Below are 23504 nucleotides of genomic sequence, written 5' to 3' on the forward strand. Positions count from 1 at the left end.
TGGGGGATGTTTCACGTGAAACCGATCGACCCGCGCCTGCTTCGGTACGCCCGGTCCACCCGCCTCTTCCTGGGGGCGGTGGTGGCCCTCGGGCTCGCCGGGGCGGGGCTGGTCGTCGGCCAGGCGATGCTGATCGCCGAGATCGTGGTCGGCGCCTTCGAGGACGGACTGGACGGCGCGGCCCTGCGGACGCCCCTGCTGCTGCTCGCGGCGGTGGCGCTCGGCCGTGGCCTGGTCGCCTGGCTGACCGAACTGGCCGCGCACCGGGCGAGCGCGGCGGTCAAGTCGGAACTGAGGGGCCGGCTGCTGGAGCGGGCCGCGGACCTCGGGCCCGGCTGGCTCAGCGGACAGAGGACGGGCTCCCTGGTGGCGCTGGCCACCCGGGGAGTGGACGCCCTCGACGACTATTTCTCGCGGTACCTGCCGCAGCTCGGACTGGCGATCGTCGTCCCCGTGGCGGTGCTCGCGCGGATCGTCACCGAGGACTGGGTGTCGGCGGCCATCATCGTGGTCACGCTGCCGCTGATCCCCCTGTTCATGATCCTGATCGGCATGGCCACCCAGTCCCGGATGGACCGCCAGTGGCGGCTGCTGTCCCGGCTCTCGGGCCACTTCCTGGACGTGGTGGCCGGTCTGCCGACCCTCAAGGTCTTCGGCCGGGCGAAGGCGCAGGCGGAGTCCATCCGCAAGATCACCGATGACTACCGGCAGGCGACGATGCGCACGCTGCGCATCGCGTTCCTGTCCTCGTTCGCACTCGAACTGCTGGCGACCCTGTCGGTGGCACTGGTCGCCGTGACCATCGGCATGCGGCTCGTCCACGGGGAGCTCGACCTCTACACCGGGCTGGTCATCCTGGTGCTGGCGCCCGAGGCGTATCTGCCCCTGCGTCAGGTAGGGGCGCAGTACCACGCGGCGGCGGAAGGACTGGCCGCCGCGGAAGAGATCTTCGAGGTGCTGGAGACCCCGGTCGCCGCCTCGCCGGGGACGGCCTCGGTCCCGGTCACGGACCTGCGGATCGAGCTCGACGGAGTGGCCGTCCGGTACGAGGGCCGGGGCGAGGACTCCCCCGGACCCGTCTCGCTGACGGTGGGACCGGGCGAATGCGTGGCCCTCACCGGCCCGAGCGGCGCCGGCAAGTCCACGCTGCTGCAGGTGCTGCTGGGCTTCGTGACGCCGAGTGCGGGACGGGTCCTGGTCGGGGGCGCGGACCTGGCCGGGCTGGCGCCCGAGCAGTGGCGGGAGCAGATCGCGTGGGTCCCGCAGCGGCCGCACCTGTTCGCGGGGACGATCGCGGAGAACGTACGGCTGGCGCGGCCCGGCGCCGCCGATGCCGAGGTGACCGCCGCCCTGGTGGACGCCGGGGCCTGGGAGTTCGTACGGGCCCTGCCGCGGGGGGCGGACACCCTCCTCGGCGAGGGCGGGGTCGGCCTGTCCGCCGGCCAGCGCCAGCGCCTCGCGCTGGCCCGGGCGTTCCTGGCGGACCGGCCGGTGCTCCTGCTCGACGAGCCGACGGCGGCCCTGGACGGCGAGACCGAGGCGGCCGTGGTGGAGGCCGTACGACGCCTCGCGGTCGGCCGGACCGTTCTGCTGGTGGTCCACCGGCCGGCGCTGCTGGCGCTGGCCGACCGGGTCGTGCGGGTGGGGTCCGGCCCCGCCGGGTCCTCCCCCGCCGCGCCGCTTCCCGCCGTTTCGCTTCCCGCCGTCCGGGCGGGGCAGCCCGTACCCGGACCGGCGCAGCGCGATCCCGGCGAGTGGATCCTCGGGGACGCTCCGGAACGGGCCGCGTCCACCGGCGGCAGCGATGCCGGCGGGGGCGATCCGCTCCGGCGGGTACGGGGCGTGGCCAAGGCCTGGCAGGGACGGTTCAGGCTCGGGCTGTTCCTCGGGGCGCTGGCCGTCGGGTGCAGCGTCGGGCTGATGGCCGTCTCCGGATGGCTCATCTCGCGCGCCTCCGAACAGCCGCCCGTGCTGTACCTGATGGTGGCCGTCACCGCGACGCGTGCCTTCGGCATGGGACGGGCCGTCTTCCGCTACGCGGAGCGGCTCGTGTCCCACGACGCGGTCCTGCGGATGCTCGCCGACCTGCGCGTCTCGGTGTTCCAGCGGCTGGAGCGCATCGCGCCCGCCGGACTGCGCACCCAACGGCGCGGGGACCTGCTGACCCGGCTGGTGGCCGACGCCGACGCCCTGCAGGACTACTGGCTGCGCTGGCTGCTGCCCGTCGGCACCGCGCTGCTCGTGGGCACCGGCTCGGTGGCGTTCACCGCCTGGCTGCTGCCCGCGGCCGGGGTGGTGCTCGCCGTCGGGCTGCTGGCCGCCGGGGTCGGCGTACCGCTCGTCAGCGCGGTCTGCGCACGCCGGACGGAGCGCCGGCTGGCCCCCGCCCGGGGAGAGCTCGCCACCCGTGTGGCGGATCTGCTCACCGGAACCGCGGAGCTCACGGTCGCCGGAGCACTCGGAGGGCGCAAGGCCGCCGCGAAGGAGAGCGACCGCACCCTGACCGGGATCGCGGCCCGAGCGGCCGCCGTCACCGGGCTCGGGAGCGGGCTGTCCGCCCTCCTGACCGGACTGACGGTGGTGTGCGCGGCCGCCGTCGGGGCGAACGCCGTCGCCGGGGGCCGGCTGTCCGGGGTGGCCATGGCCGTGGTCGTCCTGACTCCGCTGGCCGCCTTCGAGGCCGTCAGCGGGCTTCCGCAGGCCGTCCAGTACCGCCAGCGGGTCCGGCGCAGCGCCGAGCGGGTCTACGAGGTCATCGACACGCCCGCCCCGGTCACCGAGCCGGAGCGGCCCGAAGCCCTGCCCGCCTCGCCCTTCCCGCTCCGGTTGAGGGGGCTCGCCGCCCGGCACCCCGGGCAGGAGAACGACGCCCTGAGCGGGCTCGACCTGACCCTCGAAGCGGGCCGCCGGATCGCGGTCGTCGGGCCCTCGGGAGCCGGCAAGACCACGCTGGCACAGGTCCTGCTGCGCTTCCTGGACCAGCACGAAGGCTCGTACACCCTGGGCGGGACCGACGCGCGCGCCCTCGACGGGGACGACGTGCGCCGGGTCGTGGGCCTGTGTGCCCAGGACGCCCACATCTTCGACAGCTCCGTACGGGAGAACCTGCGGCTGGCCGCCCCGGGGGCGAGCGAGGCGCGGCTGCGGGAGGCCCTCGCCGCGGCCCGGCTGCTGGAGTGGGCCGAGGGGCTCCCGGACGGGCTGGACACGCTGGTCGGTGAGCACGGCGAACGGATCTCCGGTGGTCAGCGCCAGCGCCTCGCCCTGGCGCGGGCGTTGCTCGCGGACTTCCCCGTCCTCGTGCTGGACGAGCCTGCCGAGCACCTGGACCTGGCCACCGCCGACGCGCTGACCGCGGACCTGCTGGCCGCGACCGAGGGCCGAGCCACCGTGTTGATCACGCACCGGCTGGCCGGTCTGGAAGAGGTCGACGAGGTCCTCGTCCTGGATGGCGGCGCGGTCGTCCAGCGCGGTGCGTACGCGGAGCTGGCGGCGACCCCCGGTCCGTTGCGCGGGCTGCTGGAGCGGGAGCGGGAAGCGGACGGGACGGGCGTCACTGCACAGGCTCGACTTTCCTCGCTAAAGGGGACTAACTAGGCTCAAGGGCATGTCAGCGCAGGAGTCCCAGGAATCGCCCGAGTACCCGCCGGAGTCCTCACCGGAATCGCCCGACCCGCTGGAGGCCGCGACCGCCGCCACCCGGAGTCTCCAGGGACTGTCCACCGAGCTCACGGCCCGGGTGCCGCAGTTGCTGGAAGCCATGCGATCGGTCGGTACCGGCCTCGAACTGCACTCCACGCTGGACCGGATCTGCGAGACGGCCGCCGAGCTCGCGGACGCCCGCTACGCGGCCATCGGCGTGGTCGACACCGAGGGCCGGGGTCTCTCGGACTTCGTCACCTTCGGGATCAGCGACGCGCTGGCGAAGAAGATCGGGCACCGCCCGGACGGGAAGCGCGGCCTGCTCGGCGCGCTGATCTCGAACCCCGACCCGGTCCACCTCGCCGACCTGACCAAGGACCCGCGCTCGGAGGGCTTCCCCGCCCATCACCCGCCGATGAAGACCTTCCTCGGCGTTCCGATCCGGGTCCAGGGAGAGATCTTCGGGAACCTCTACCTGGCGGAGAAGAACGGCGGCGGCGAGTTCAACGACTACGACGTCCACATGGTCCGGGTGCTGGCCACCGAGGCGGGCATCGCCATCGGCAACGCCCGGCTCTACGAGGCCGCCACCCAGCGCGAGCGCTGGATCGACGGCTCGGTCGCCGTCACCACGGCCCTGCTCTCGGGCGGGGACGCGGACGACGCGCTCGCGGTCGTCGCCGAACAGGCCCGCCGGCTCGCCGATTCGGCCGCCGGGATCGTGATGCTCCCGGCCGAAGAGGGCGGGATGGAGATCGTCGCCGTCTCCGCGGAGAACCCGGCGACCTCGCTCGGCGTCGTCATCCCGGCCGAGAGCCCGGTGGTGGCCAGGCTGTTGGACGGCGAGCCGGTCTTCGTGGACGACGCCGCCTCGGACCCGCGCATGATCAGCCGCCTGACCAGCCAGTACGGGGCCTGCATGATGCTGCCGCTGCAGAGCGGCGGCCGGGTACTGGGGGCTCTCGTCACGCCGCGGGCCCGCGGAAAGCGGCCGTTCACCGAGGCGGAGCGGACCCTGGCCACGCAGTTCGCCTCGCAGGCGGCCCTGGCACTGATGATGGCGGAGGCGCAGCGGGACCGGGAGCGCCTCGCGGTGTTCGAGGACCGCGATCGGATCGCCCGCGACCTGCACGACCTGGTCATCCAGCGGCTCTTCGCCACCGGGATGATGCTGGAGGGCGCTCAGCGCCGCTCCGTCGTCCCGGAGGTCCGCGACGGAGTCGGCAAGGCCGTGGACGAGCTCGACGTGACGATCCAGGAGATCCGCACCGCGATCTTCGCGCTCCAGCAGGGACCGGCCGAGGCCCCCTCGGGGCTGCGCACCCGGGTGCTGCGGGAGATCAACATGGCTGCCGTGCCGCTGGGCTTCAAGCCCGCGCACCGGTTCCTCGGACCGATCGACGCGGTCGTCGGCGAGCTCGTCGGCAAGAACCTGATCGCCGCCCTGCGCGAGGCGCTGTCGAACGCGTTCCGGCACTCCGAGGCGTCCCGGATCGAGGTGGTGCTCGACTCCACCATCAGCCTGCCCGACGGGCGCCCCGGGGTCCGGCTGGAGGTGGCCGACGACGGGGTCGGCATCCCGGAGGGTGGACGGCGCAGCGGTCTGCGGAACCTGCGCCGGCGGGCCGAATCGCTCGGCGGCTCCAGCTCGTACGGCCCCGGCCTCGGTGAGGAGGGCGGCGGGACCACCCTGGTGTGGGAGGCCCCGCTGTAGCCACGCCCCTCGACCACGGCTTGGCGGCTAGGCCTCGGTACGGGCGGTCCGTTCGGCCAGGATGCGCTCGATGACCAGGGCGACGCCGTCCTCGTTGTTGGCGACCGTACGGCCCGACGCGGCCGCGATCACATCCGGATGGGCATTGCCCATCGCGTACGAGGTACCGGCCCATCCGAGCATCTCCACGTCGTTCGGCATGTCGCCGAAGGCGACCACCTCGGCCGGTGAGATGCCGCGCTCCTCACAGCACAGCGCCAGGGTGCTCGCCTTGGAGACCCCCGGGCCGCTGATCTCCAGAAGGGAGGTCGGGCTGGAGCGGGTGATCGAGGCGTACGCACCGGCGACGGAGCGGGCCAGGGCCAGGAACTCGTCCGGAGCCAGCTCGGAGTGGTGCGCGAGCACCTTGAGCACGGGCGCCGAATCGTCGTCCGTGGCCTCGTGGAGCAGGGTCTCCGCGGTGGCGACGTTGGCACCCGGGTCCTGGAAGAACGGCGGGTACTGCGGTTCGTAGTTGATGCCGGTGGTCAGCTCGACGGCGAAGGAAGTGCCGGGGGCGGCGGCCCGCAGGGCCTCCACCACCTTGAGCGCGGTGATCCGGGGCAGTGGCCTGACCTGGACGAACTCCCGGCCCGAGGGCTGCCGGTCGGCGGCCTGTCCCTCGGTGGCGTGCCGGTCGATGGCGTGCAGGTCGACGACGGCGGCGCCGTTCGCGCAGATGGCCAGGCCGTGGCCCTGGACGTGGTCGCTGACCACTCCCATCCAGCGGGCCGGGCGCCCGGTCACGAAGAACACCGCGATACCGGCCTCCTCGGCGGCGGCGAGTGCGGCGACGGTGCGTTCCGAGACGGATTTGTCGTCGCGCAGCAGGGTGCCGTCGAGGTCGGTGGCGATGAGCCGGGTCGCGGGGGTGGGCCCGTCCGGGCGCTGGGGAGCCGAGGTCACGGCTCCATCTTCGCCCATGCCGGCGGTCGGCGATGTTTCACGTGAAACATCGCCACATGGTTGTCAGTGGGGGGTGGAAGGATCTTCTCGCCGGCTCCGCTGCCGTTCGGGCCGCCGGCACGGTGCCGGTTCCGACGACATCACACGGGGGCGACGTGCTCATCCCTTCAGCCCGCACAACGGACTGCGCCGCCTGCGGCGGCCCGCACGCCACCTGGGCCGTGAGCCTGGCGTCGGTCCTGTGCACGGCGTGCGAACGAGCGAGCACCCACCACCCGGAGCGAGAACCGGTGCTGGTGGGCCAGGTCCTGGCCGACGCGGCCGATGCGGCCGACGCCCTGGCCCACACCGGCCGCGCCACGACTCCGGCCCACCCCTACTCCGCCGTCCTGCTCGCCCTGTGGCGGGCCCGGGCCCAGCGCGGGACATGACGGCGCCCGGGGCGGCGGTCGTAGGCTCTGGTCATGACTCTTCGCCTGAGCACCGTGATCCTTCCCGTCCACCGGTGGAACGACGGGGGACGTGAACGCTGGCAGAGGGCCGAGGAACTGGGGTTCCACACGGCCTACACCTACGACCACCTGTCCTGGCGGACCTTCCGGAACGGGCCGTGGTTCGGTGCTCTGCCGACGCTCACGGCCGCCGCGACGGCGACCGAGAGGCTGCGGCTCGGCACGCTCGTCACCTCGCCGAACTTCCGGCACCCGGTGACGCTCGCCAAGGAACTGATCTCCCTCGACGACATCTCGGGCGGACGGATCACGCTCGGGATCGGCGCCGGCGGCAACGGGTTCGACGCCACCGTGCTCGGACAGGAGCAGCCGTGGACCCCCAAGGAGCGCGCCGACCGCTTCGGGGAGTTCCTGCCGCTGCTCGACCGGCTGCTCACCGAGGACTCCGTCTCGCAGCGGGGCACGTTCTACTCGGCCGAGGAGGCCTTCAACATCCCCGGGTGCGTCCAGCGGCCCCGGCTGCCCTTCGCCGTCGCCGCGACCGGGCCCCGCGGTCTGAAGCTCGCTGCGCGGTACGGGCAGGCGTGGGTGACGACCGGCGATCCGAAGATCTTCGAAGAGGGCACCCCGGAGCAGTCGGTGCAGGCCCTGCGCGGCCAGATCGAGAAGCTCGGCAAGGCGTGCGCGGAGACCGGCCGGGACGTGGCCGAGCTGGACAAGGTCCTGCTCACGGGCTTCACCCCGGACCGGGGGCAGCCGCTGGAGTCCGTGGCGGCCTTCGTCGACTTCGCGGGCCGCCACCAGGAGCTCGGCTTCACCGAGCTCGTGATCCACTGGCCGATCCCCGACTCCGACTTCGCCGCCGACCAGGGCGTATTCGAGCAGATCGCCACCGAGGCGCTCGCCCAGCTGGGCTGAGGGACGGACTCGGCCGCATCGCGCCGCTGCCGTCGCCCCGGGGTCCGGAGCGACGGCGGCGTGCGGCCTCAGGCCGAGGTGCGCAGCAGGTGCTCCGTCGTGCGTTCGGCGCTTTCCAGGAGCCACTCCGGGGCCACGCCCTCGGGCAGCGCGCGCACCTCGGCCGCCAGTGCCGAGACCCGGGCGGCGCCGGCCTCGGGCCGGCCCAGCTCGTGTTCGGTCCAGGCGGCGTTGTTCACGCACTGGAACCGGGCCTGCAGATGGTCCGGGCCGAGCTCCGCGTGGAGGGCTGCGGCCCGTTCCCAGAGGAGGATCTCCTCCAGCCGCAGGGCCTCCAGCTCCGCCGCGGCCAGCGGTTCGGCGGGTCCTGAACCCCGGTCCTCTCCTTCCTGACCGCCTTCCTCGTACGCCTCTTCCTTCGCGTCCTCGTCGGCGCGGACCCGGCGGTCGAGGACCTGGGCGAGCTGGTTCCAGGTCTCTGCCAGCTCGGCCCGTGCTTCGCGGTCCTCGGGGGCGTCCGCCAGCGTGGTGGTCAGGACCTCGGCCGCCTCGCCCATCCGGGCCCGGGCCCCCGCCACCGCCGCGTCGGTGACCACGTCGCGCAGCCCCAGCCAGGCCAGGGACCGCAGGATCCGTACCTCGGCGACCGGCGCGTCCTTCGACCGCCTGCGCAGTTCGAGGGCCCGCTCGTAGGCGGCGACCGCCTCCGGCACCAGCCGGGCCTCGGAGAGCTGATCGGCGGCGGCCTGCGCGAAGTTCGCCTGCGGACGCGGGTCCTCCCAGTCCTCGGAGAGCTCCGCCGCCAGCAGGTACTGCTCGGCCGCGCCCCGGGGGTCGTGCAGATCGCGCAGCAGGTCGCCCAGGAACTCCCGTGCGGAGACGGCCTGGCCCGCACCGTGCTCCAGCAGGTCGGGAAGCGTCGACTGCAGCACTTCGGCCGCCTCGGCGGTGTGGCCCTCGCGGGCGTGGCACCGGGCGAGCAGCAGCCGGGCCTGTGCTCCGCCGTCGGCGGTGAGCCCGGCCTGGTCGAACCAGTGCGCCGCCTCCAGAGCGTGCCGCGCGGCCTCCGCGTCGGCATCGCCCCGCCCCAGCAGGATGTCGGCGAGGGTGAGCCGTACGACGCCCTGCGCCTCGGTGTCGGTCACCTCGGCGGCATGCGCCAGCCCGGCTCGGGCCGACTCCTCGGCCTCGGCCGGGAGGTCCAGCGACATCAGGACTCCGGCCCGCAGCACGAGCGGGTCCACGGCGAGCCACGGCCGGCCCGCGGCCACCGAGCGGTCGGCGGATCCGGCGAGCAGCGTCACGGCACGTTCCGGGTCGCCCTGCGAGAGGGCGAGCCGGCCCAGCATCTCCTCGGCCTCCGCCACCACGTCGGGCAGGTCCGCAGCGTAGGCATCGGCGAAGGCGGCGAGCTCGGTGGCCAGCTCGCCGTGCCCGTGCTCCTGCCCGGCGGCGTGCCCGTGTCCGGCAGCGTGCCCGTGTCCGGCGTCCTCGGTGGCCTCGACCGAGCGCAGGTAGGACTCCACCCGGATCCCGGTCAGTTCCGCGAGGGCGATCCGCCGGGTGCGCAGCGGCTCGTCCGCGTCCAGCGCCTCGGCGGCGCGCAGGGCGACGGCCAGCAGTTCGCGCAGCTGCCCCGGCTCGGTGCCCGACTGCGCGGCCACGGTCGCCAGCCGCAGCTCGGCCAGGGCGGCGCGCTCCGCGATCCCCAGCTCCCGGTAGCGCTCCCGTACGTCGGCCAGCAGCTCCGGGGCGTCCGCGGCGCCGGCCCGCGCGGCCGTCAGGGCCCGGTGGTCCGCCACATCGGCGGCGGTCAGCGGATCGGACCCGGCCGTCGCCTCGGGGCGCAGGGCCACCTCCTCCCAGAGGGCGTCCGCGCCGGGATGCCCGAGGTCGCGTGCGGCCCGGGCCCGCTCCACGAGTTCCGCGAAGCCCTCGGCCGGTGCCGCCGGCCTCCGCACCGGGGCGGGGCCCGGCTGCGGGAGCGCCGCGAGTGCGGAGCTTCGTACGCCCAGCGGCAGGACCGCGGTCAGCGGGGCCCCGCCGATCCGTGCGAGGAACCGCTCCGAGACGCGGGTGGAGCCGTTGCGGGCGTCGAACCGCCGGGCGATCTCGAGGGAGCCGGCGCGCAGGGCCTCGTACAGCTCGGACACGGTGCGCGGGCTGCCTTCGTAGGGGACGGCGGGGCTCTGTCCGTGGCCCAGCTCCGTCAGTCGGCGCAGCAGGACGAGGATGCCGCCGTGGAAGGCGAGCTGGTCGGAGAGGTTGGCGAGCGGGGCCACGTGCGCGGCGTGCTCGGCCAGGATCTCCAGGCCCCGGGACTCGTTCCCGGTGAGCGCGCAGAACTCGATGTGCCGTCCCACCGAGGGCAGCAGGCTCTCCTTGTCACGGGCCAGCCGGTATCCGCGCAGATGGGCCGAGCGAGCCTCGTCGAACCGGCCGAGCCGCACCAGCGGCAGCAGCGAGGTGGCCAGGATCCGGTGGGGTTCCTCGGCGCAGGTCTGCTCGCCGGAGAGCACCGGCTGCCAGACCTCCAGGGCCTCGGCGTCGTCACCGCGCAGCATGGCGTAGTGGCCCTGGCTGTTGAGTTCGCAGGCGTGGCAGTCGCTCATGTCGTCGCGGTCGGCGGCCTGCCAGCGGGCGTACGCGCGTCCTGCCCGCTCGTCGTCGGCGGTCGCGTCGGCGAGCCACAGCTCGGCCTCGCGCACGGGGCGCTCGCTGTAGCCGGCGATCCGGTAGCGGCGCTCCATCTCGTCCAGCCAGCCGGTGGCCGACTCCAGCGGGATCTCGGGCGAGTGGCCGATGGCGCTGGCGATCCACTTGAACTGCCAGAACAGCGAGTGGGCGTCCCACTCGTCGAAGGCTGCGGGGTCCTTGTCGTACTCCTGGAGCAGCCGGGCGAAGGGCACGAGCATCTTCGGCGACTCGGAGCTGTACAGGTAGGCGTTGATCAGGTTGTCCAGTGCCGCACGGAACAGCGGCCGGTCGCCGGTCGCTTCGGCGGCTGCGGACAGGGCCTCGGCGTGGGCGTTGCGTGCGGCTCCGCCCGGAACCTGGCGGTTCTCGGCCAGTCCGCGCTCGATCTCCTCGCCCGTCATCGTGCTCACTTCTGCTCCCCCTGGGTGTCGGTGCCGTCCGTGCTGTCCGTGCCGGTGGCGGAGTGGGTCGCCCATTCCAGGAGCCCGAGGAAGGCCCGGTTGAGCAGGGTGGTGTCGGCTGCGCGCAGGGGCCGCTGGGACCTCAGCAGGGCCTGGCCGTAGAGCGATTCGACGGCCGTGGCGGTCAGTGCCTCGTCGGGGAGGGCGGAGATCCGCCGGATGAGCGGGTTGTTGTGGTTGAGCACGAGGCGGGCGCGCGGGGCGGAGCCGCGCAGCGAACCGAGGATGCCGCTCCACAGCGAGTCGGCGGTCTCCAGGGCGGCGGTGCGGTCGCGCTCCTGCCGGGCCTGGCGGTCGTCGAGGTAGAGCGCGGGGACGTTGGCGGGCTGGAAGGCACGCAGGACGACGTCGCAGCTCTGGGGTTCCAGGCGGGTGCGGGCGGTGGCCAGGAAGGGGGCCAGGGCCAGTTCGGCGGAGGTCGGCACCGGATCGAGGCGTTCGGTGACGGCTCCCGCATCCAGCTCGGTGACCTTGAGCTCCGGCCGTACGGCGGGCAGCAGGGCCAGCAGGTCGGCGTCGTAGGTGTAGCCGGCGTTGATGACCCCGAGGCCGTGGGCCGCCGCGATCGGGGCGATCTGGCGGAACTCCTCCACGGTCCGGGTGAAGTGGATCTCGGTGTGCGCGGCGGCGAACTGCTCCAGGTTCATCGAACCGTCGCTGGTCTCGAACGGCAGCCAGGGCAGCATCAGGCCGAGCAGCTCGGCGTCGTGCCGGGCCAGCGACTTCACCCCGAGGTGGTGGACGCTCAGGAAGGCGGCCAGCCGCTCGGGTTCGCTCGTGGCGAGCTCGGCGAGCCAGGCGCGGACGCGGGCGCCGAGGGCCTCGCGCACGGCGGCGAGCGTCTCGTCGTCGTACAGGTTCTCGCGGGAGGCGGTGGGCCGCAGGGTGTCGGTGTCCAGGACGGCGCGGACGAAGAACGCCCAGTCGGGCAGCAGGTTGTCGGCCTTGTCGGTCAGCAGCATGCCCTTGAGGTGGACGCGGTGTCCGGACCGGTGGGCGGGGCTGGTCGGCTCGGGCAGGACGTACGCGACTCCGCGCACTCCGGCCACGGGAAGGTCGAGGTCGATGCTGTCGAGCGGGGTGAAACCGAAGAGCTGCGCGCAGTGCCCGGCGAGCGCGACACGGCGGGCCGCGGGGGTGGGGAAGGGCCGGTCCCAGACGGCGGGCCGGTCGGTGACGGGGCGGGGTCCGGCGGCGGAGCCGTCGTCGAAGGTGATGTCGTAGGGCAGCAGCGAGCCGTAGTCGCGGGCCAGCTGCTCGACCTTGGCCGGGACGGTCCACTCCTCGGCGCCCGGGCGGGCCTCCAGGACGACGGTGGTGCCGGGCTCCGGGCGGGCGTCGGAGGGCAGTTCGCGCACGGTGTACGAGCCGTCGTCCGTGGCCAGCCATTCGACGGGCGCGGCCAGCGGATCGCGGGCGGAGCGGGTGACCACGCGGATCTCGCGGGCGACGACGAAGCAGGCGAGCAGACCGATGCCGAACTGGCCGAGGAACTCCTGACGGGTGGTCTCCAGGCCGTGCGGGCCCCCGCGCTTGGAGCTGCGGCCGATGGTGGCGAGGAGGGAGTGGGCCTCGTCGGCGGTCAGGCCGATGCCGCTGTCCTCGATGGTCACCCGGTTCCCGGCGGCCGACAGGCGGATGCCGATCTCGGCTTCGGGATCGAGGGCGTGGCGGGCGGTGACCGCGTCGACGGCGTTCTGGAGGAGCTCGCGGACGTACACGCGGGGGCTGGAGTAGAGGTGGTGGGAGAGCAGGTCGACGAGGCCGCGCAGGTCGACCTGGAAGGTGTTCGGATGAGGTTCTTCGGAGATCATGGAGCGTCACCTCGCGTGCTGGTACGGGTTGTTCGGTGACCGCGAGGTACCCCCCTCACAGATCCCGGAGTGAGGAACAGAGTAGGGGGATGATCTGACAATCCATCCGTGAATTCTGGGGCTGCCGGGGCTTCGGCGGTTTATTGGAACCGCAGGAATTGCGGCGGTACGGAGTCCACCAGCCACACCCCATTGGCGCTGATCCGAAAGACGTGCCCCGCGGCGCGCATCGCGCCCGCGTCCACGGCGAGGACGATCGGCCGGCCGCGCCGTGCGCCGACGCGGGTCGCGGTCTCCCGGTCCGGGGAGAGGTGGACGTGGTGGCGGGCCATCGGGCGCAGTCCCTCGGCGCGGATCGCCTCCAGGGCGGCCGCGACGGTGCCGTGGTACAGGTACGCGGGCGGTTCGGCCTCCGGCAGGTCCAGGTCCACGGGGACGGTGTGGCCCTGGCTGGCGCGGATCCGGCTGCCGTCGACGGCGAACCGCTGCTTGTCGTTGGCGGCGACCACGTGGTCGAGCTCGGCCCGGCTGATCGGGAAGTTGTGGGCGGCCGCGGCCCTCAGAAGATCGTCGATCTCCACCCAGCCGTGTGGGTCGAGCACCAGTCCGATGCGTTCCGGCTGATGCCGGAGGTGTTTCGAGACGTATTTGGACACCTTGACGGTGCGCTTGTCATTCATTCGCCCAGCGTGACGGCTCGGCCGGGTCCGGCGCAGCGATTTTTCGCCGTTCTCCCGAACCTGGACTCCCCCTATCGCGTTTCCAAGATACGGAATACATTTTCCGCTGAACTGCCACTCAAGGGGAAGAAAAGTATGACAAACAGTGCGTCTCTGTCGCGGCGTGCGACCGCCGAGCTCGTCGGCACCGCCGCCCTCCTCGTGGTCGTCATCGGATCGGGAATCCAGGCCGCGGCGCTCACCTCCGATACGGGGGTGGCCCTGGTCGCCAACTCGCTCGCCTCGGCCATCGGTCTCGGGCTGATCATCACGCTCTTCGGGCCGCTCTCGGGCGCCCACCTCAACCCGGTGGTCACCCTCACGGCCTGGTGGGGCCGGCGCACCGGTGACGAAGGGCTCGAAGGCCGGGAGGCCCTGGTCTACGTGGCGGCCCAGACCGCCGGGGCGATAGGCGGCGCCGTCCTCGCGGAAGCGATGTTCGGCCGCGTCCCCGGAGCCTTCGCCACCCAGGTCCGTGACGGCGGGCACCTGCTCGTCGGTGAGGTCGTGGCCACCGCCGGACTGGTCCTGGTGATCCAGGGCCTCGGCCGCATCGGCCGGCCGAAGCTGATCCCGGCCGCGGTCGCCGCCTACATCGCCGCCGCGATCTGGTTCACCTCCTCCGGGTCCTTCGCGAACCCGGCCGGCACCATCGGGCGCAGCTTCAGCGACTCCTTCACCGGCATCGCCCCGCAGTCGCTGCCGGGCTTCGTCGCCGCCCAGCTCGTCGGCGGGATCCTCGGCCTGGTCCTCGCGACCGTGCTCTACGGGAGCACCCGCCGGGTGGTCGCCGACACGACCGACGCCGTTGCGACGGCCGGCCCGGCCGCCGCGGCCGGCACCGTTGCGACGGCCGACACTGCCGACACCGCAGGCCCGGCCGGAGCCACCGGCACCGTCAACCCGGTGGCCGAAACCAGCACGCCCGGACCGGCCTACCAGGCCGTCGGCTGACCCTCCGGGACGGGTTCCCCACAGGTCGGCCGGACTTGTCCACAGCCCTTTGCGCCGGTTTCGGCGACAAAAGCGTGATCCGGCCTGTGGACTACTGAGCGAGCACTACCGGCCGCCGCGGCTGGCCAGATCGTTCATCGTCCGGGCCTGCAACTCCCGTTCCGTGGCGGCCCGGACGAACTCCGCCACATGATCGGGCCCCACCAGCTCCTGCACCGCCCGCACGGTCTCCGCGGGCAGCGCCACCGGGGCCGGCCCGGACGGCTGAGGGGTCCCGACGGCCCCGAGGTGCCGCTGCAGGTGCCGGGTCGCGAAGAGGCGCATCGCCCGCGCCAGCTCCGCGTCCACCGTCTGCTGGGCCAGGGGCCGCAACCTCCGTACCATCGTCGCCGCCTCGGCCGCGTCGGAGTCCGTCGGGGGGACGGCCCCCAGGTACCGGGCGAAGACGTGCTCCGTGGTGAACTCCAGGAAGCGCGAGGCGATCAGCTCCACCTGGCCGCGCAACTCCCGCAGGTGACCGGTGATCGCGGGCAGCGGGACCCCGGCGGCGTACAGTTCGGCGGCCACGGACAGCTCCTGCGGGGACGGTACGAGGAACTGGTCCGGGCGCCCCGGGATCCGCTCCAGCACGCCCAGTTCGCACGCCTCGCCGACTGCTTCCTCGTCCGGCTTGCCGCCGAACCGTTCGTTCAGCTCGTCCCGGCTTATCCGGGCCGCTTCCTCGTCCGTCCACGGCCCGTGCACCTCGGCCACCAGCCCGAGCACACCGCCGAGCCCGCGGCCCGCGTCCCAGGCCTCCAGCAGTTCCTTGATGGAGGCCAGGGTGTAGCCGCGGTCCAGCAGGTCGGCGATCTGGCGCAGCCGCGCCAGATGCGTGTCCCGGTAGACGTTGGAACGGCCTCGTCGCTCCGGCTTCGGCAGCAGACCGCGGTCCTGGTACGCCCGGATCGTGCGGACGGTCGCACCGCTGTGGTGCGCCAGATCCTCGATCCGGTACTCGGCTACTGCCTGATCGGACAATCCCGGCTCCCTACGACATGGCGGCTCGGCCGACCGCGCCCACAGCTGACCGGGCGGCAGGTGAAGCCGCGAGGTACTCGACCGCCCTGCGCAGCGAGCCCTCCTGCGAGGGATGGTACGACCGCCGCAGGTAGCGGGGTATGGCCGTGCCGAGCTCTCTCCAAGTGGGCAGCAGGCCCTTGGCCACGGCCCGGTTGTGCTCGCGCAGCGAATAGCGGGTCCGTCCGCGCAGTTCGGGGTCGTTGCGCAGGAGGTACGAGGCCCCCGCGATCCACAGCCAGGCCAGGACGGGCGCGACCACGGCCATGCCCTCGATGCGCCGGAGGTAGCGGGGCAGGCCCGCGCCGCCGCAGTGCTGGTACATGTCGAAGGCGACGGACCGGTGCTCCACCTCCTCGGCGCCGTGCCAGCGCAGCAGGTCGAGCATGATCTCGTCCGCTCCCGCCGCGTCCAGTCCGTCGGCGCCGAGCACCCAGTCCCCGAGGACCGCCGTGAACTGCTCGATCGCGGCGACCAGCGAGAGCCGGAAGCGCAGCCACTCCTGCGCCGTGATCGGGGCACCGAACGGCGGGGTCTCCCCCAGCAGCTTTTCGAAGAGGAAGTCCACGTACTTCGTGTACGCCTCGGTGGGCAGCCGCTGTTCGGCGAGGTGGTCCAGTACGGCGGAGTGCTGCACGCTGTGCGTGGCCTCCTGGCCCATGAACCCCTTCACGTCACTGCGCAGCTTCGGATCCGTGACCAGGGGCAGGCCCTCCTTGAAGACCTTCACGAACCACCGCTCGCCGGCCGGCAGCAGCAGGTGCAGCACGTTGATGACGTGGGTGGCGATGGGCTCGTCCGGTATCCAGTGCAGCGGGGTGGTCTTCCAGTCGAAGGCCACCCGGCGCGGTGCGATCGCGTGCCGGGCAACCCTGCCCGCGCCAGCCCCGCCCCCGACCGTCCCGCCCGCGCCCGCCGCCCCGCTCACAGCTTGGGCTCCAGTTTCGCGAGCCTCCGCAGGGTCCCCGGCGCGAACCGGGACATCCACAGGGCGCCCTTGGACTCGGGGGTCACCGGGACCACGGCCTGGTTCTTCACGACCGCGAGCAGGATCGCGTCCGCGACCTTCTCCGGCGGGAAGTTGCGCAGCCCGTAGAGGCGCGAGGACTTCTGCTGGCGCCGCTTCTCCTCGGCCTCGTCCACTCCGGCGAAGCGGGAGGTGGCGGTGATGTTGGTGTTGACGATGCCGGGGCAGATGGCCGACACCCCGATCGACTTCGACGCCAGCTCGGCCCGCAGGCACTCGCTGAGCATCAGCACCGCCGCCTTGGAGGTGCTGTACGCGGGCAGCGTCTTGGACGGCAGGTAGGCGGCGGCGGAAGCGGTGTTGACGATGTGCCCGCCCTGGCCGCGCTCGGCCATCTGCTTGCCGAAGAGCCGGCAGCCGTGGATGACGCCCCACAGGTTGACGTCGAGGACCTTCTTCCAGTCCTCGGAGGTCGTGTCCAGGAAGGGGCCCGACAGGCCGACGCCGGCGTTGTTGACCAGGACGTCCACGATCCCGTACTCGGAGGCGACCTTCTCGGCGAGCTTCTCCATGGCCTGCTCGTCGCTGACGTCGACGCACTCGCCCCAGGCCTCGGGCGAGCCGACCAGCCGCGCCATGTCGGCGGTGCGGGCAGCACCCTCGGCGTCCCGGTCCACGCACACGACACGGGCGCCGGCCTCGGCGAACGCGAAGGCCGTGGCCCGGCCGATGCCGCTGGCGGCTCCGGTGACCAGGACCAACTGGCCGCCGAAGCGGTCCGCGTACCGGCCCGGAGCCTTCTGCTCCGGCGCCCGCGTGGCGGGCTCCTCCCGCGAGGTGACGAACTCGGTGATCCACGCGGCCAGCTGGTCGGGCCGGGTCCGCGGCACCCAGTGCTTGGCCGGCAGGGTGCGCCGCACCAGGTCCGGGGCCCACAGCTCCAGCTCGTCGTAGAGCCGCTCGGAGAGGAAGGCGTCCCCGGTGGGGGTGATCAGCTGCACCGGTACGTGGGCGTACGCGTCGGCGCGCGGCCGGCGCATCCGGGGCCGGACGTTGTCCCGGTAGAGCCAGGCGCCGTGCGCGGCGTCGGAGGGCAGGGAGGCCGTGGGATAGTCCCCGGCCGGGACCTGCTCGATCCGCTCCAGCATCTTCGGCCAGCGCTTGCCGAGCGGTCCGCGCCAGGCGAGCTCCGGCAGCACGGGCGTGTGCAGCATGTACACGTACCAGGACTTGGCGCCCTGGTTCAGCAGCTGGGCCACCCGCCGCGGGGTGGGCCGGGCCATCCTCTTCTTTATCCAGTGCCCGAAGTGGTCCAGGGAGGGACCCGACATCGAGGTGAAGGAGGCGATCCGGCCCTCGGTCCGGGCGACCGTCGCGAACTCCCAGCCCTGTACGGAGCCCCAGTCGTGGCCGACCAGGTGCACCGGGCGGTCCGGGCTGACCGCGTCCACGACCGCGAGGAAGTCGTCGGTCAGCTTCTCCAGGGTGAACCCGCCGCGCAGCGGCTGCGGGGCGGTGGAGCGCCCGTGTCCCCGTACGTCGTAGAGCACGACGTGAAACCGGGAGGCCAGCTGCTCGGCAACCTGCGACCAGACCTCCTTGCTGTCCGGGTACCCGTGCACCAGGACGACCGTCGGCCGCTGCGCGTCGCCGAGTTCGACGACGCACAACTCGACCCCGCCGGTGCTCACCCAGCGCTCGCGCCCGCCCGTCAGGCCCGCGTCCGTCATTGCGCTCATGCCGCCTTCTCCTCAGCCCAGCGCCGCACGTGCGGCAGATCGTCGTCCAGCCAGTACGCGCTCTCCTCGGGGTCCCGGGAGTCGGTGACGACCAGGATCTCCTCGAACTTCGCGCCGGTGCCCCGGAAGCCCAGGTGCGGTTCCACCGCCCACAGGCCGGGCTGGGGCGGGTGGTCGGAGAAGCGGTACGGGCTCCACAGCGGGGACCAGCCCTCGCGGTGGCCGCGCAGGGCATCGGAGGCCAGCCCCTTCAGGGCCTGGGTGCCGAAACCGAACGCGGTCGGTGCCCAGCTCCGCTCCTTGACCCGGTCTATCTTGTGCGCGATGACGCCGAAGGGGTAGGCCCGGTGCCGGTTGGTGTACCCCTGGCCGATCATCAGCCGCTCCACCTCCTCGTAGATGTCGCGCAGGGAGCGGCGCTCGCGGACCTGGTCGAGGATCAGCGCGCGGTGCGCCTGCAGATCGGACATGAGCCGGTCCTGCACCGGGTTGAGGCCGAGGCTGCCCGAGTACCCGATGTCCGCGGTGTGGCCCTTGTAGACCGGGGCCATGTCGAGGATGAACGGCATCCCCGGCTCCAGGGCCCGGTTCGTCGGGAAGAACTGCAGGGGGATCTTGAAGCCGGTGAAGGCGGTCCGGTCTCCGAACCACGCGAACGGCATGTGGAACCAGTCCCGCACCCCGCGCTCGCGCAGCCAGTCGCGCTGCATCCGCGCGGCCTCGCGCTCGGTCACGCCGGGGCGCAGCTGCGCCGCGACGGCCTCCGCGCACTCGTAGGAGAGGCGCTGCACTTCCTTGAACCCGCGCAGCTCGGCGGAGAGCTCGGTGGTGCGTCGCTTCGTGCGTTGCCTGGTGTCCCCAGCCATGCCAGCCGTCCGTCCATGTAGCCGTACGCGCCCGTAACTTGACACTGATGAATGTGACAATGACCGGAGATCACGTCAAGGCCCGTGCACGGACCTGTGGACAAACTTGTCCGGTACGCATCAGCCCTACGTCAGCCTTATGTCGGGGTCCGTAGTCCTGAAGGCGGAGAAAGGATCGAGCTCCAGGTCTGACGATCCGGGCCCGGCGCGCCACTAACGTCGTTCACGTGACTGTCATCGCGACCGAAAGCCTGAGCAAGCGGTACCCCCGAGTGACCGCCCTCGACCGGCTCTCCTTGGACATCGGCCCCGGAGTTACCGGGCTCGTGGGCGCCAACGGAGCCGGCAAGTCCACGCTGATCAAGATTCTGCTGGGACTGTCCCCCGCCACCGAGGGCACCGCCGCCGTGCTCGGACTCGACGTAGCCACCCATGGCAGCGCGATCCGCGAGCGCGTCGGCTACATGCCCGAACACGACTGCCTGCCCCCCGACGTCTCGGCCACCGAGTTCGTCGTGCACATGGCGCGCATGTCCGGCCTCCCGCCGACCGCCGCCCGTGAGCGCACCGCGGACACCCTGCGCCACGTGGGGCTGTACGAGGAGCGCTACCGCCCCATCGGCGGCTACTCCACGGGCATGAAGCAGCGCGTCAAGCTCGCCCAGGCGCTGGTCCACGACCCGCAGCTGGTGCTCCTCGACGAGCCCACCAACGGCCTCGACCCGGTCGGCCGCGACGAGATGCTGGGCCTGATCCGCCGCGTCTACACCGACTTCGGCATCTCGGTCCTGGTCACCTCGCACCTGCTCGGCGAGCTGGAGCGGACCTGCGACCACGTCGTGGTCGTCGACGGCGGCAAACTGCTGCGCTCCAGCTCCACCAGCGACTTCACCCAGACCACCACGACCCTCGCGGTCGAGGTCACCGACTCCGACGCCCACCCGGACGGCACCGCCGCCCTGCGCAAGGCGCTCACCGAGGCGGGACTGACGCTGCACGCGGGCGAGGAGGAGGGCCTGCCCGGAGCCGGCCACATCCTCCTCGTCGAGGCCACCGGCGAGGCCACGTACGACGTCGTCCGCGACACGGTCGCCGATCTCGGCATCGGCCTGGTCCGCATGGAACAGCGCCGCCACCACATCGCGGAGGTCTTCCGCGACAGCGACGCGGCGGCCGCCCGTGCCGAGCAGTTCGCAGCCCAGTCCGCCCAGGCCGCCGCCTGGGCCGCCACCCAGCAGAAGGGAGCCGGTTCCGATGGCGCCTGACACCTCGACCCAGATCCACAACATCGGCTACCGGTCCTACGACGGCCCCCGGCTCGGCCGCTCCTACGCCCGCAAGTCGCTCTTCGCGCAGTCCCTGCGCGGCGCCTACGGACTCGGCCGTTCGGCCAAGTCCAAGGTGCTGCCGATGCTGCTCTTCGCGGTGATGTGCGTTCCCGCGCTGATCCTCGTCGCGGTCGCCATCACCGTGCCCGGCTCCACGGCGCTGCCGATCAAGTACACGACGTACGCGATGACCACCCAGGTGATCGTCTACCTCTACCTCGCGTCGCAGGCACCGCAGTCCGTCTCGCGGGACCTGCGCTTCAAGACGGTGCCGCTCTACTTCTCGCGGCCCATCGAGCGCGTCGACTACGTCCTGGCCAAGTTCGCGGCCATGGCCTCGGCCCTGTTCATCCTCACGGCCACCCCGCTGCTGATCATGTGGATCGGCTCGCTCCTGGCGAAGTTCGACTTCGCCGACCAGACCAAGGGATTCGGGCAGGCACTGGTGTCGGTACTGCTGCTGTCGTTGCTCTTCTCCGGCCTCGGCCTGGTCATGGCCGCGCTCACCCCGCGCCGCGGCTTCGGCGTCGCCGCCATCATCGCCGTGCTCCTGATCCCCTACGGCGCCGTGTCCGCCGTCCAGGCCATCGCCTACGAGACCGGCTCGACCGGCGGGATCGAGTGGCTGGGCCTGTTCTCCCCGATGAGCCTCATCGACGGCCTGCAGACCGCCTTCCTCGGCGCCGACTCCGGCTTCCCCGGCAGCGAGGGCCCCTCCAGCGCCGTCGGCTTCGTCTACCTGCTCGTCATCCTCGGCCTCATCGCCGGCTCCTACGCCGCCCTGATGGCCCGCTACCGGAAGGCCGGGCTGTGAGCATCATCGACATCGACCACACCTCCCGCTGGTTCGGGAACGTCGTCGCCGTCAACGACGTGACCATGCGCATCGGTCCCGGAGTCACCGGCCTGCTCGGCCCCAACGGAGCCGGCAAGTCCACCCTCATCAACATGATGGGCGGCTTCCTCGCCCCCTCCACGGGCACCGTCACCCTCGACGGCACCCCGATCTGGCAGAACGAGCAGGTCTACAAGCAGATCGGCGTCGTGCCCGAGCGCGAGGCCATGTACGACTTCCTCACCGGCAAGGAGTTCGTGGTCGCCAACGCCGAACTCCACGGTCTCGACGAGGCGGCCGCCCAGCGGGCCCTGGCCACGGTCGAGATGGAGTACGCGCAGGACCGCAAGATCTCCACGTACTCCAAGGGCATGCGCCAGCGCGTGAAGATGGCCTCCGCCCTGGTCCACGACCCGTCGGTGCTGCTGCTCGACGAGCCCTTCAACGGCATGGACCCGCGCCAGCGCATGCAGCTCATGGAGCTGCTGCGGCGGATGGGCGACGACGGTCGCACCGTGCTGTTCTCCTCGCACATCCTGGAGGAGGTCGAACAGCTCGCCTCGCACATCGAGGTGGTCGTGGCCGGCCGGCACGCAGCCTCCGGCGACTTCCGCAAGATCCGCCGCCTGATGACGGACCGCCCGCACCGCTACCTCGTCCGCTCCTCCGACGACCGGGCCCTCGCCGCGGCCCTGATCGCCGACCCGTCCACCGCCGGGATCGAGGTGGACCTCAAGGAAGGCGCCCTGCGCATCCAGGCCGTCGACTTCGGGCGCTTCACCCAGCTGCTGCCGCGGGTCGCCCGCGAGCACGGCATCCGGCTGCTGACGGTCTCGCCTTCCGACGAGTCCCTCGAGTCGGTCTTCTCCTACCTCGTCGCGGCCTGAAGGAGCTGGCACCCATGTACAACCCCACCGTTGCCCGGCTCACCTACCGGGCCCTGCTCGGCCGCCGCCGCGCGCTGATCCTCTGCGCGCTGCCCGTCCTGCTGATCGCCATCTCCATTGCCGTGCGCGCCTTCACGGGCCTCGACGACAAGGTCGCCGCCGACCTCCTCGGCGGTTTCGCCCTGGCGACGATGGTCCCGCTGATCGGCGTCATCGCCGGCACCGGCGCCATCGGCCCGGAGATCGACGACGGCTCGATCGTCTACCTGCTCTCGAAGCCGGTGAAGCGCCCGACGATCATCCTGACGAAGCTGACCGTCGCGATCGCCGTCACCATGGTCTTCTCCGCGATCCCCACCCTGATCGCCGGCTTCATCCTCAACGGCAACGGCCAGCAGATCGCCGTCGCCTACACCGTCGCCGCCCTCGTCGCCTCGGTCGCCTACAGCGCCCTGTTCCTGCTGCTGGGCACCGTCAGCCGGCACGCGGTCGTCTTCGGCCTGGTCTACGCCCTGATCTGGGAGTCGCTCTTCGGCAGCCTCGTCGACGGCGCCAAGACCCTCAGCGTCCAGCAGTGGTCGCTGGCCCTCGCGCAGAAGGTCGCGGGCGAGGGGTACGTGGACGCCACCGTCGGGCTGCCCACCGCGGTGATCCTGCTCGTCGCGGTCACCGTCGGCGCCACCTTCTACGCCGGACAGAAGCTCCGCCGCCTGACCCTGGCGGGCGAGGAGTAGGACGTCCGCACCGGCGTCCACGGGGGCGCCGGCAGCGGATGTTTCACGTGAAACAGTGCCCCGCCCGGCCCACCGGCCAGGCGGGGCACAGGTTTGCGCGAGATCATCGGTGAATGATCGAGTACACCGAGCCCGAGCCGTCCAGGCCAGTGCGGTCCTGGATACGTTCCGCGCCCGGCACCCACATCTGGCTGCTGATCATCGTGGTCACCAGCATCGTGGTCGTGATCGTGCCCGACCATCTCGAACACGTCCTGCTCCACCGCAACAGCAGCAACATCCACGAGCTCGCCCGGCACCCCATACGGGCGCTGCTCAGCAGCGCGTTCTGGATCGAGGATCCCGCCTCGCTCCCGCTCTACTTCGTCCTCTTCGAGGTCTTCCAGGCCAATGTCGAGCGCTGGCTCGGCACCCTGCGCTGGCTCTTCATCATCGCGACCGGACACATCACGGCCACGCTGATCAGCCAGAAGCTGGTCCTGATGGCCATCCAGGACCACCGCGCCCCGCGCAGCATGGTCCACGTCGTCGACATCGGCGTCAGCTACGGACTCGCGACCGCTGTCGGGGTGCTGACGTACCGCCTGCCCGGCCCCTGGCGCTGGTTCTACCTGGCCGGGTCCGTGGCCTTCTTCGGACTCCCGCTCGTCAGCGACGGCACCTTCACCGACTTCGGCCACGCCATCGCACTCGCCGTCGGCCTCCTCGCCTGGCCGCTGACCCGGCACCCGAACCCGCGCCGGAATCCGGGCTAACGGACGGAAATTCACTGG

18 protein-coding genes are annotated in these 23504 nt (G+C 72.3%); 10 read left to right on the top strand and 8 right to left on the bottom strand.

Annotated features, from left to right (window positions below; genetic code table 11):
- The first annotated feature begins 15 nt into the window (after positions 1-15).
- Together cydD and ACE1OC_RS20930 are read left to right on the top strand one after the other, a co-directional pair.
- A complete protein-coding gene (gene cydD / locus ACE1OC_RS20925) occupies positions 16-3597 on the top strand; it encodes a thiol reductant ABC exporter subunit CydD (RefSeq protein ID WP_407838281.1) in 3582 nt (1193 codons plus the stop codon).
- A gap of 10 nt (positions 3598-3607) precedes the next feature.
- Positions 3608-5356: a GAF domain-containing sensor histidine kinase gene (locus tag ACE1OC_RS20930; RefSeq protein WP_407838282.1), complete on the top strand. Its 1749-nt coding sequence runs from the start codon at positions 3608-3610 to the stop codon at positions 5354-5356.
- Positions 5357-5383: 27 nt separating this feature from the next.
- Here the strand turns inward: ACE1OC_RS20930 and ACE1OC_RS20935 are convergent, their stop codons facing one another.
- Positions 5384-6319 (bottom strand): HAD hydrolase family protein, encoded by a 936-nt coding sequence (locus ACE1OC_RS20935; protein ID WP_407838283.1) that lies wholly within the window; start codon positions 6317-6319, stop codon positions 5384-5386.
- Positions 6320-6456: 137 nt separating this feature from the next.
- Here ACE1OC_RS20935 and ACE1OC_RS20940 point away from each other — a divergent pair, with 137 nt between their 5' ends.
- The gene (locus tag ACE1OC_RS20940; RefSeq protein ID WP_407838284.1) at positions 6457-6732 is read left to right on the top strand and encodes a hypothetical protein; all 276 of its coding nucleotides are present in this window, start codon (positions 6457-6459) and stop codon (positions 6730-6732) included.
- A gap of 33 nt (positions 6733-6765) precedes the next feature.
- A complete protein-coding gene (locus ACE1OC_RS20945; protein ID WP_407838285.1) occupies positions 6766-7671 on the top strand; it encodes an LLM class flavin-dependent oxidoreductase in 906 nt (301 codons plus the stop codon).
- A gap of 68 nt (positions 7672-7739) precedes the next feature.
- Here the strand turns inward: ACE1OC_RS20945 and ACE1OC_RS20950 are convergent, their stop codons facing one another.
- From ACE1OC_RS20950 to ACE1OC_RS20960, 3 genes are all read right to left on the bottom strand, one after another.
- On the bottom strand, positions 7740-10778 hold the full coding sequence (locus ACE1OC_RS20950; protein ID WP_407838286.1) for a tetratricopeptide repeat protein: 3039 nt from the start codon (positions 10776-10778) through the stop codon (positions 7740-7742).
- Positions 10775-12643, bottom strand: coding sequence for an HSP90 family protein (locus ACE1OC_RS20955; protein ID WP_407838287.1), 1869 nt, complete (start codon positions 12641-12643; stop codon positions 10775-10777). Before ACE1OC_RS20955 ends, ACE1OC_RS20950 begins: the two co-directional genes overlap by 4 nt.
- A 140-nt stretch (positions 12644-12783) precedes the next feature.
- Positions 12784-13323 (bottom strand): RNA 2'-phosphotransferase, encoded by a 540-nt coding sequence (locus ACE1OC_RS20960; RefSeq protein ID WP_407838288.1) that lies wholly within the window; start codon positions 13321-13323, stop codon positions 12784-12786.
- A 135-nt stretch (positions 13324-13458) separates the two neighbouring features.
- Here ACE1OC_RS20960 and ACE1OC_RS20965 point away from each other — a divergent pair, with 135 nt between their 5' ends.
- Positions 13459-14316: an aquaporin gene (locus ACE1OC_RS20965; RefSeq protein ID WP_407838289.1), complete on the top strand. Its 858-nt coding sequence runs from the start codon at positions 13459-13461 to the stop codon at positions 14314-14316.
- A gap of 105 nt (positions 14317-14421) precedes the next feature.
- Here ACE1OC_RS20965 and ACE1OC_RS20970 read toward each other — a convergent pair whose 3' ends face one another.
- The 4 genes from ACE1OC_RS20970 to ACE1OC_RS20985 form a co-directional block, all read right to left on the bottom strand.
- Positions 14422-15336, bottom strand: a complete 915-nt coding sequence (locus tag ACE1OC_RS20970) for a MerR family transcriptional regulator (protein ID WP_407838290.1) — start codon at positions 15334-15336, stop codon at positions 14422-14424.
- Between the two features lie 10 nt (positions 15337-15346).
- Positions 15347-16231, bottom strand: coding sequence for a metal-dependent hydrolase (locus ACE1OC_RS20975; RefSeq protein ID WP_407841629.1), 885 nt, complete (start codon positions 16229-16231; stop codon positions 15347-15349).
- A gap of 68 nt (positions 16232-16299) precedes the next feature.
- A complete protein-coding gene (locus ACE1OC_RS20980; protein ID WP_407841630.1) occupies positions 16300-18072 on the bottom strand; it encodes an SDR family oxidoreductase in 1773 nt (590 codons plus the stop codon).
- Positions 18073-18077: 5 nt separating this feature from the next.
- Entirely contained in the window at positions 18078-18947 is an 870-nt protein-coding gene (locus tag ACE1OC_RS20985; RefSeq protein WP_375949808.1) for a M24 family metallopeptidase, read from the bottom strand.
- Positions 18948-19174: 227 nt separating this feature from the next.
- Between ACE1OC_RS20985 and ACE1OC_RS20990 the strand changes: the two genes are divergently transcribed.
- The 5 genes from ACE1OC_RS20990 to ACE1OC_RS21010 all read left to right on the top strand — a co-directional run bounded on the left by ACE1OC_RS20990 (position 19175) and on the right by ACE1OC_RS21010 (position 23486).
- Positions 19175-20212 carry an ABC transporter ATP-binding protein gene (locus ACE1OC_RS20990; protein WP_385368650.1) on the top strand — a complete coding sequence of 346 codons (1038 nt, stop codon included), beginning with the start codon at positions 19175-19177 and terminating at the stop codon, positions 20210-20212.
- Positions 20202-21089: an ABC transporter permease gene (locus ACE1OC_RS20995; RefSeq protein ID WP_407838291.1), complete on the top strand. Its 888-nt coding sequence runs from the start codon at positions 20202-20204 to the stop codon at positions 21087-21089. Before ACE1OC_RS20990 ends, ACE1OC_RS20995 begins: the two co-directional genes overlap by 11 nt.
- Positions 21086-21997, top strand: coding sequence for an ABC transporter ATP-binding protein (locus tag ACE1OC_RS21000; RefSeq protein WP_250738573.1), 912 nt, complete (start codon positions 21086-21088; stop codon positions 21995-21997). Before ACE1OC_RS20995 ends, ACE1OC_RS21000 begins: the two co-directional genes overlap by 4 nt.
- A 14-nt stretch (positions 21998-22011) precedes the next feature.
- Positions 22012-22731, top strand: a complete 720-nt coding sequence (locus ACE1OC_RS21005) for an ABC transporter permease (protein WP_250738572.1) — start codon at positions 22012-22014, stop codon at positions 22729-22731.
- A 113-nt stretch (positions 22732-22844) separates the two neighbouring features.
- Positions 22845-23486 carry a rhomboid-like protein gene (locus ACE1OC_RS21010; RefSeq protein ID WP_351371747.1) on the top strand — a complete coding sequence of 214 codons (642 nt, stop codon included), beginning with the start codon at positions 22845-22847 and terminating at the stop codon, positions 23484-23486.
- Positions 23487-23504: the final 18 nt, after the last annotated feature.

Origin of the sequence: Streptomyces stoeckheimensis (assembly GCF_045822005.1) — a bacterium.
Taxonomy (GTDB): Bacteria; Actinomycetota; Actinomycetes; order Streptomycetales; family Streptomycetaceae; genus Streptomyces; species Streptomyces stoeckheimensis.

Excerpts from the sequence above, each read along its gene's own strand:
- ACE1OC_RS20960 (WP_407838288.1), bottom strand. The coding sequence starts at position 13,323 with ATGAATGACAAGCGCACCGTCAAGGTGTCCAAATACGTCTCGAAACAC.
- ACE1OC_RS20980 (WP_407841630.1), bottom strand. The coding sequence starts at position 18,072 with ATGACGGACGCGGGCCTGACGGGCGGGCGCGAGCGCTGGGTGAGCACC.
- ACE1OC_RS20995 (WP_407838291.1), top strand. The coding sequence starts at position 20,202 with ATGGCGCCTGACACCTCGACCCAGATCCACAACATCGGCTACCGGTCC.
- ACE1OC_RS20965 (WP_407838289.1), top strand. The coding sequence starts at position 13,459 with ATGACAAACAGTGCGTCTCTGTCGCGGCGTGCGACCGCCGAGCTCGTC.
- ACE1OC_RS20955 (WP_407838287.1), bottom strand. The coding sequence starts at position 12,643 with ATGATCTCCGAAGAACCTCATCCGAACACCTTCCAGGTCGACCTGCGC.
- ACE1OC_RS20985 (WP_375949808.1), bottom strand. The coding sequence starts at position 18,947 with ATGGCTGGGGACACCAGGCAACGCACGAAGCGACGCACCACCGAGCTC.
- ACE1OC_RS20945 (WP_407838285.1), top strand. The coding sequence starts at position 6,766 with ATGACTCTTCGCCTGAGCACCGTGATCCTTCCCGTCCACCGGTGGAAC.
- ACE1OC_RS21005 (WP_250738572.1), top strand. The coding sequence starts at position 22,012 with ATGTACAACCCCACCGTTGCCCGGCTCACCTACCGGGCCCTGCTCGGC.
- ACE1OC_RS20930 (WP_407838282.1), top strand. The coding sequence starts at position 3,608 with ATGTCAGCGCAGGAGTCCCAGGAATCGCCCGAGTACCCGCCGGAGTCC.
- ACE1OC_RS21010 (WP_351371747.1), top strand. The coding sequence starts at position 22,845 with ATGATCGAGTACACCGAGCCCGAGCCGTCCAGGCCAGTGCGGTCCTGG.
- ACE1OC_RS20935 (WP_407838283.1), bottom strand. The coding sequence starts at position 6,319 with ATGGGCGAAGATGGAGCCGTGACCTCGGCTCCCCAGCGCCCGGACGGG.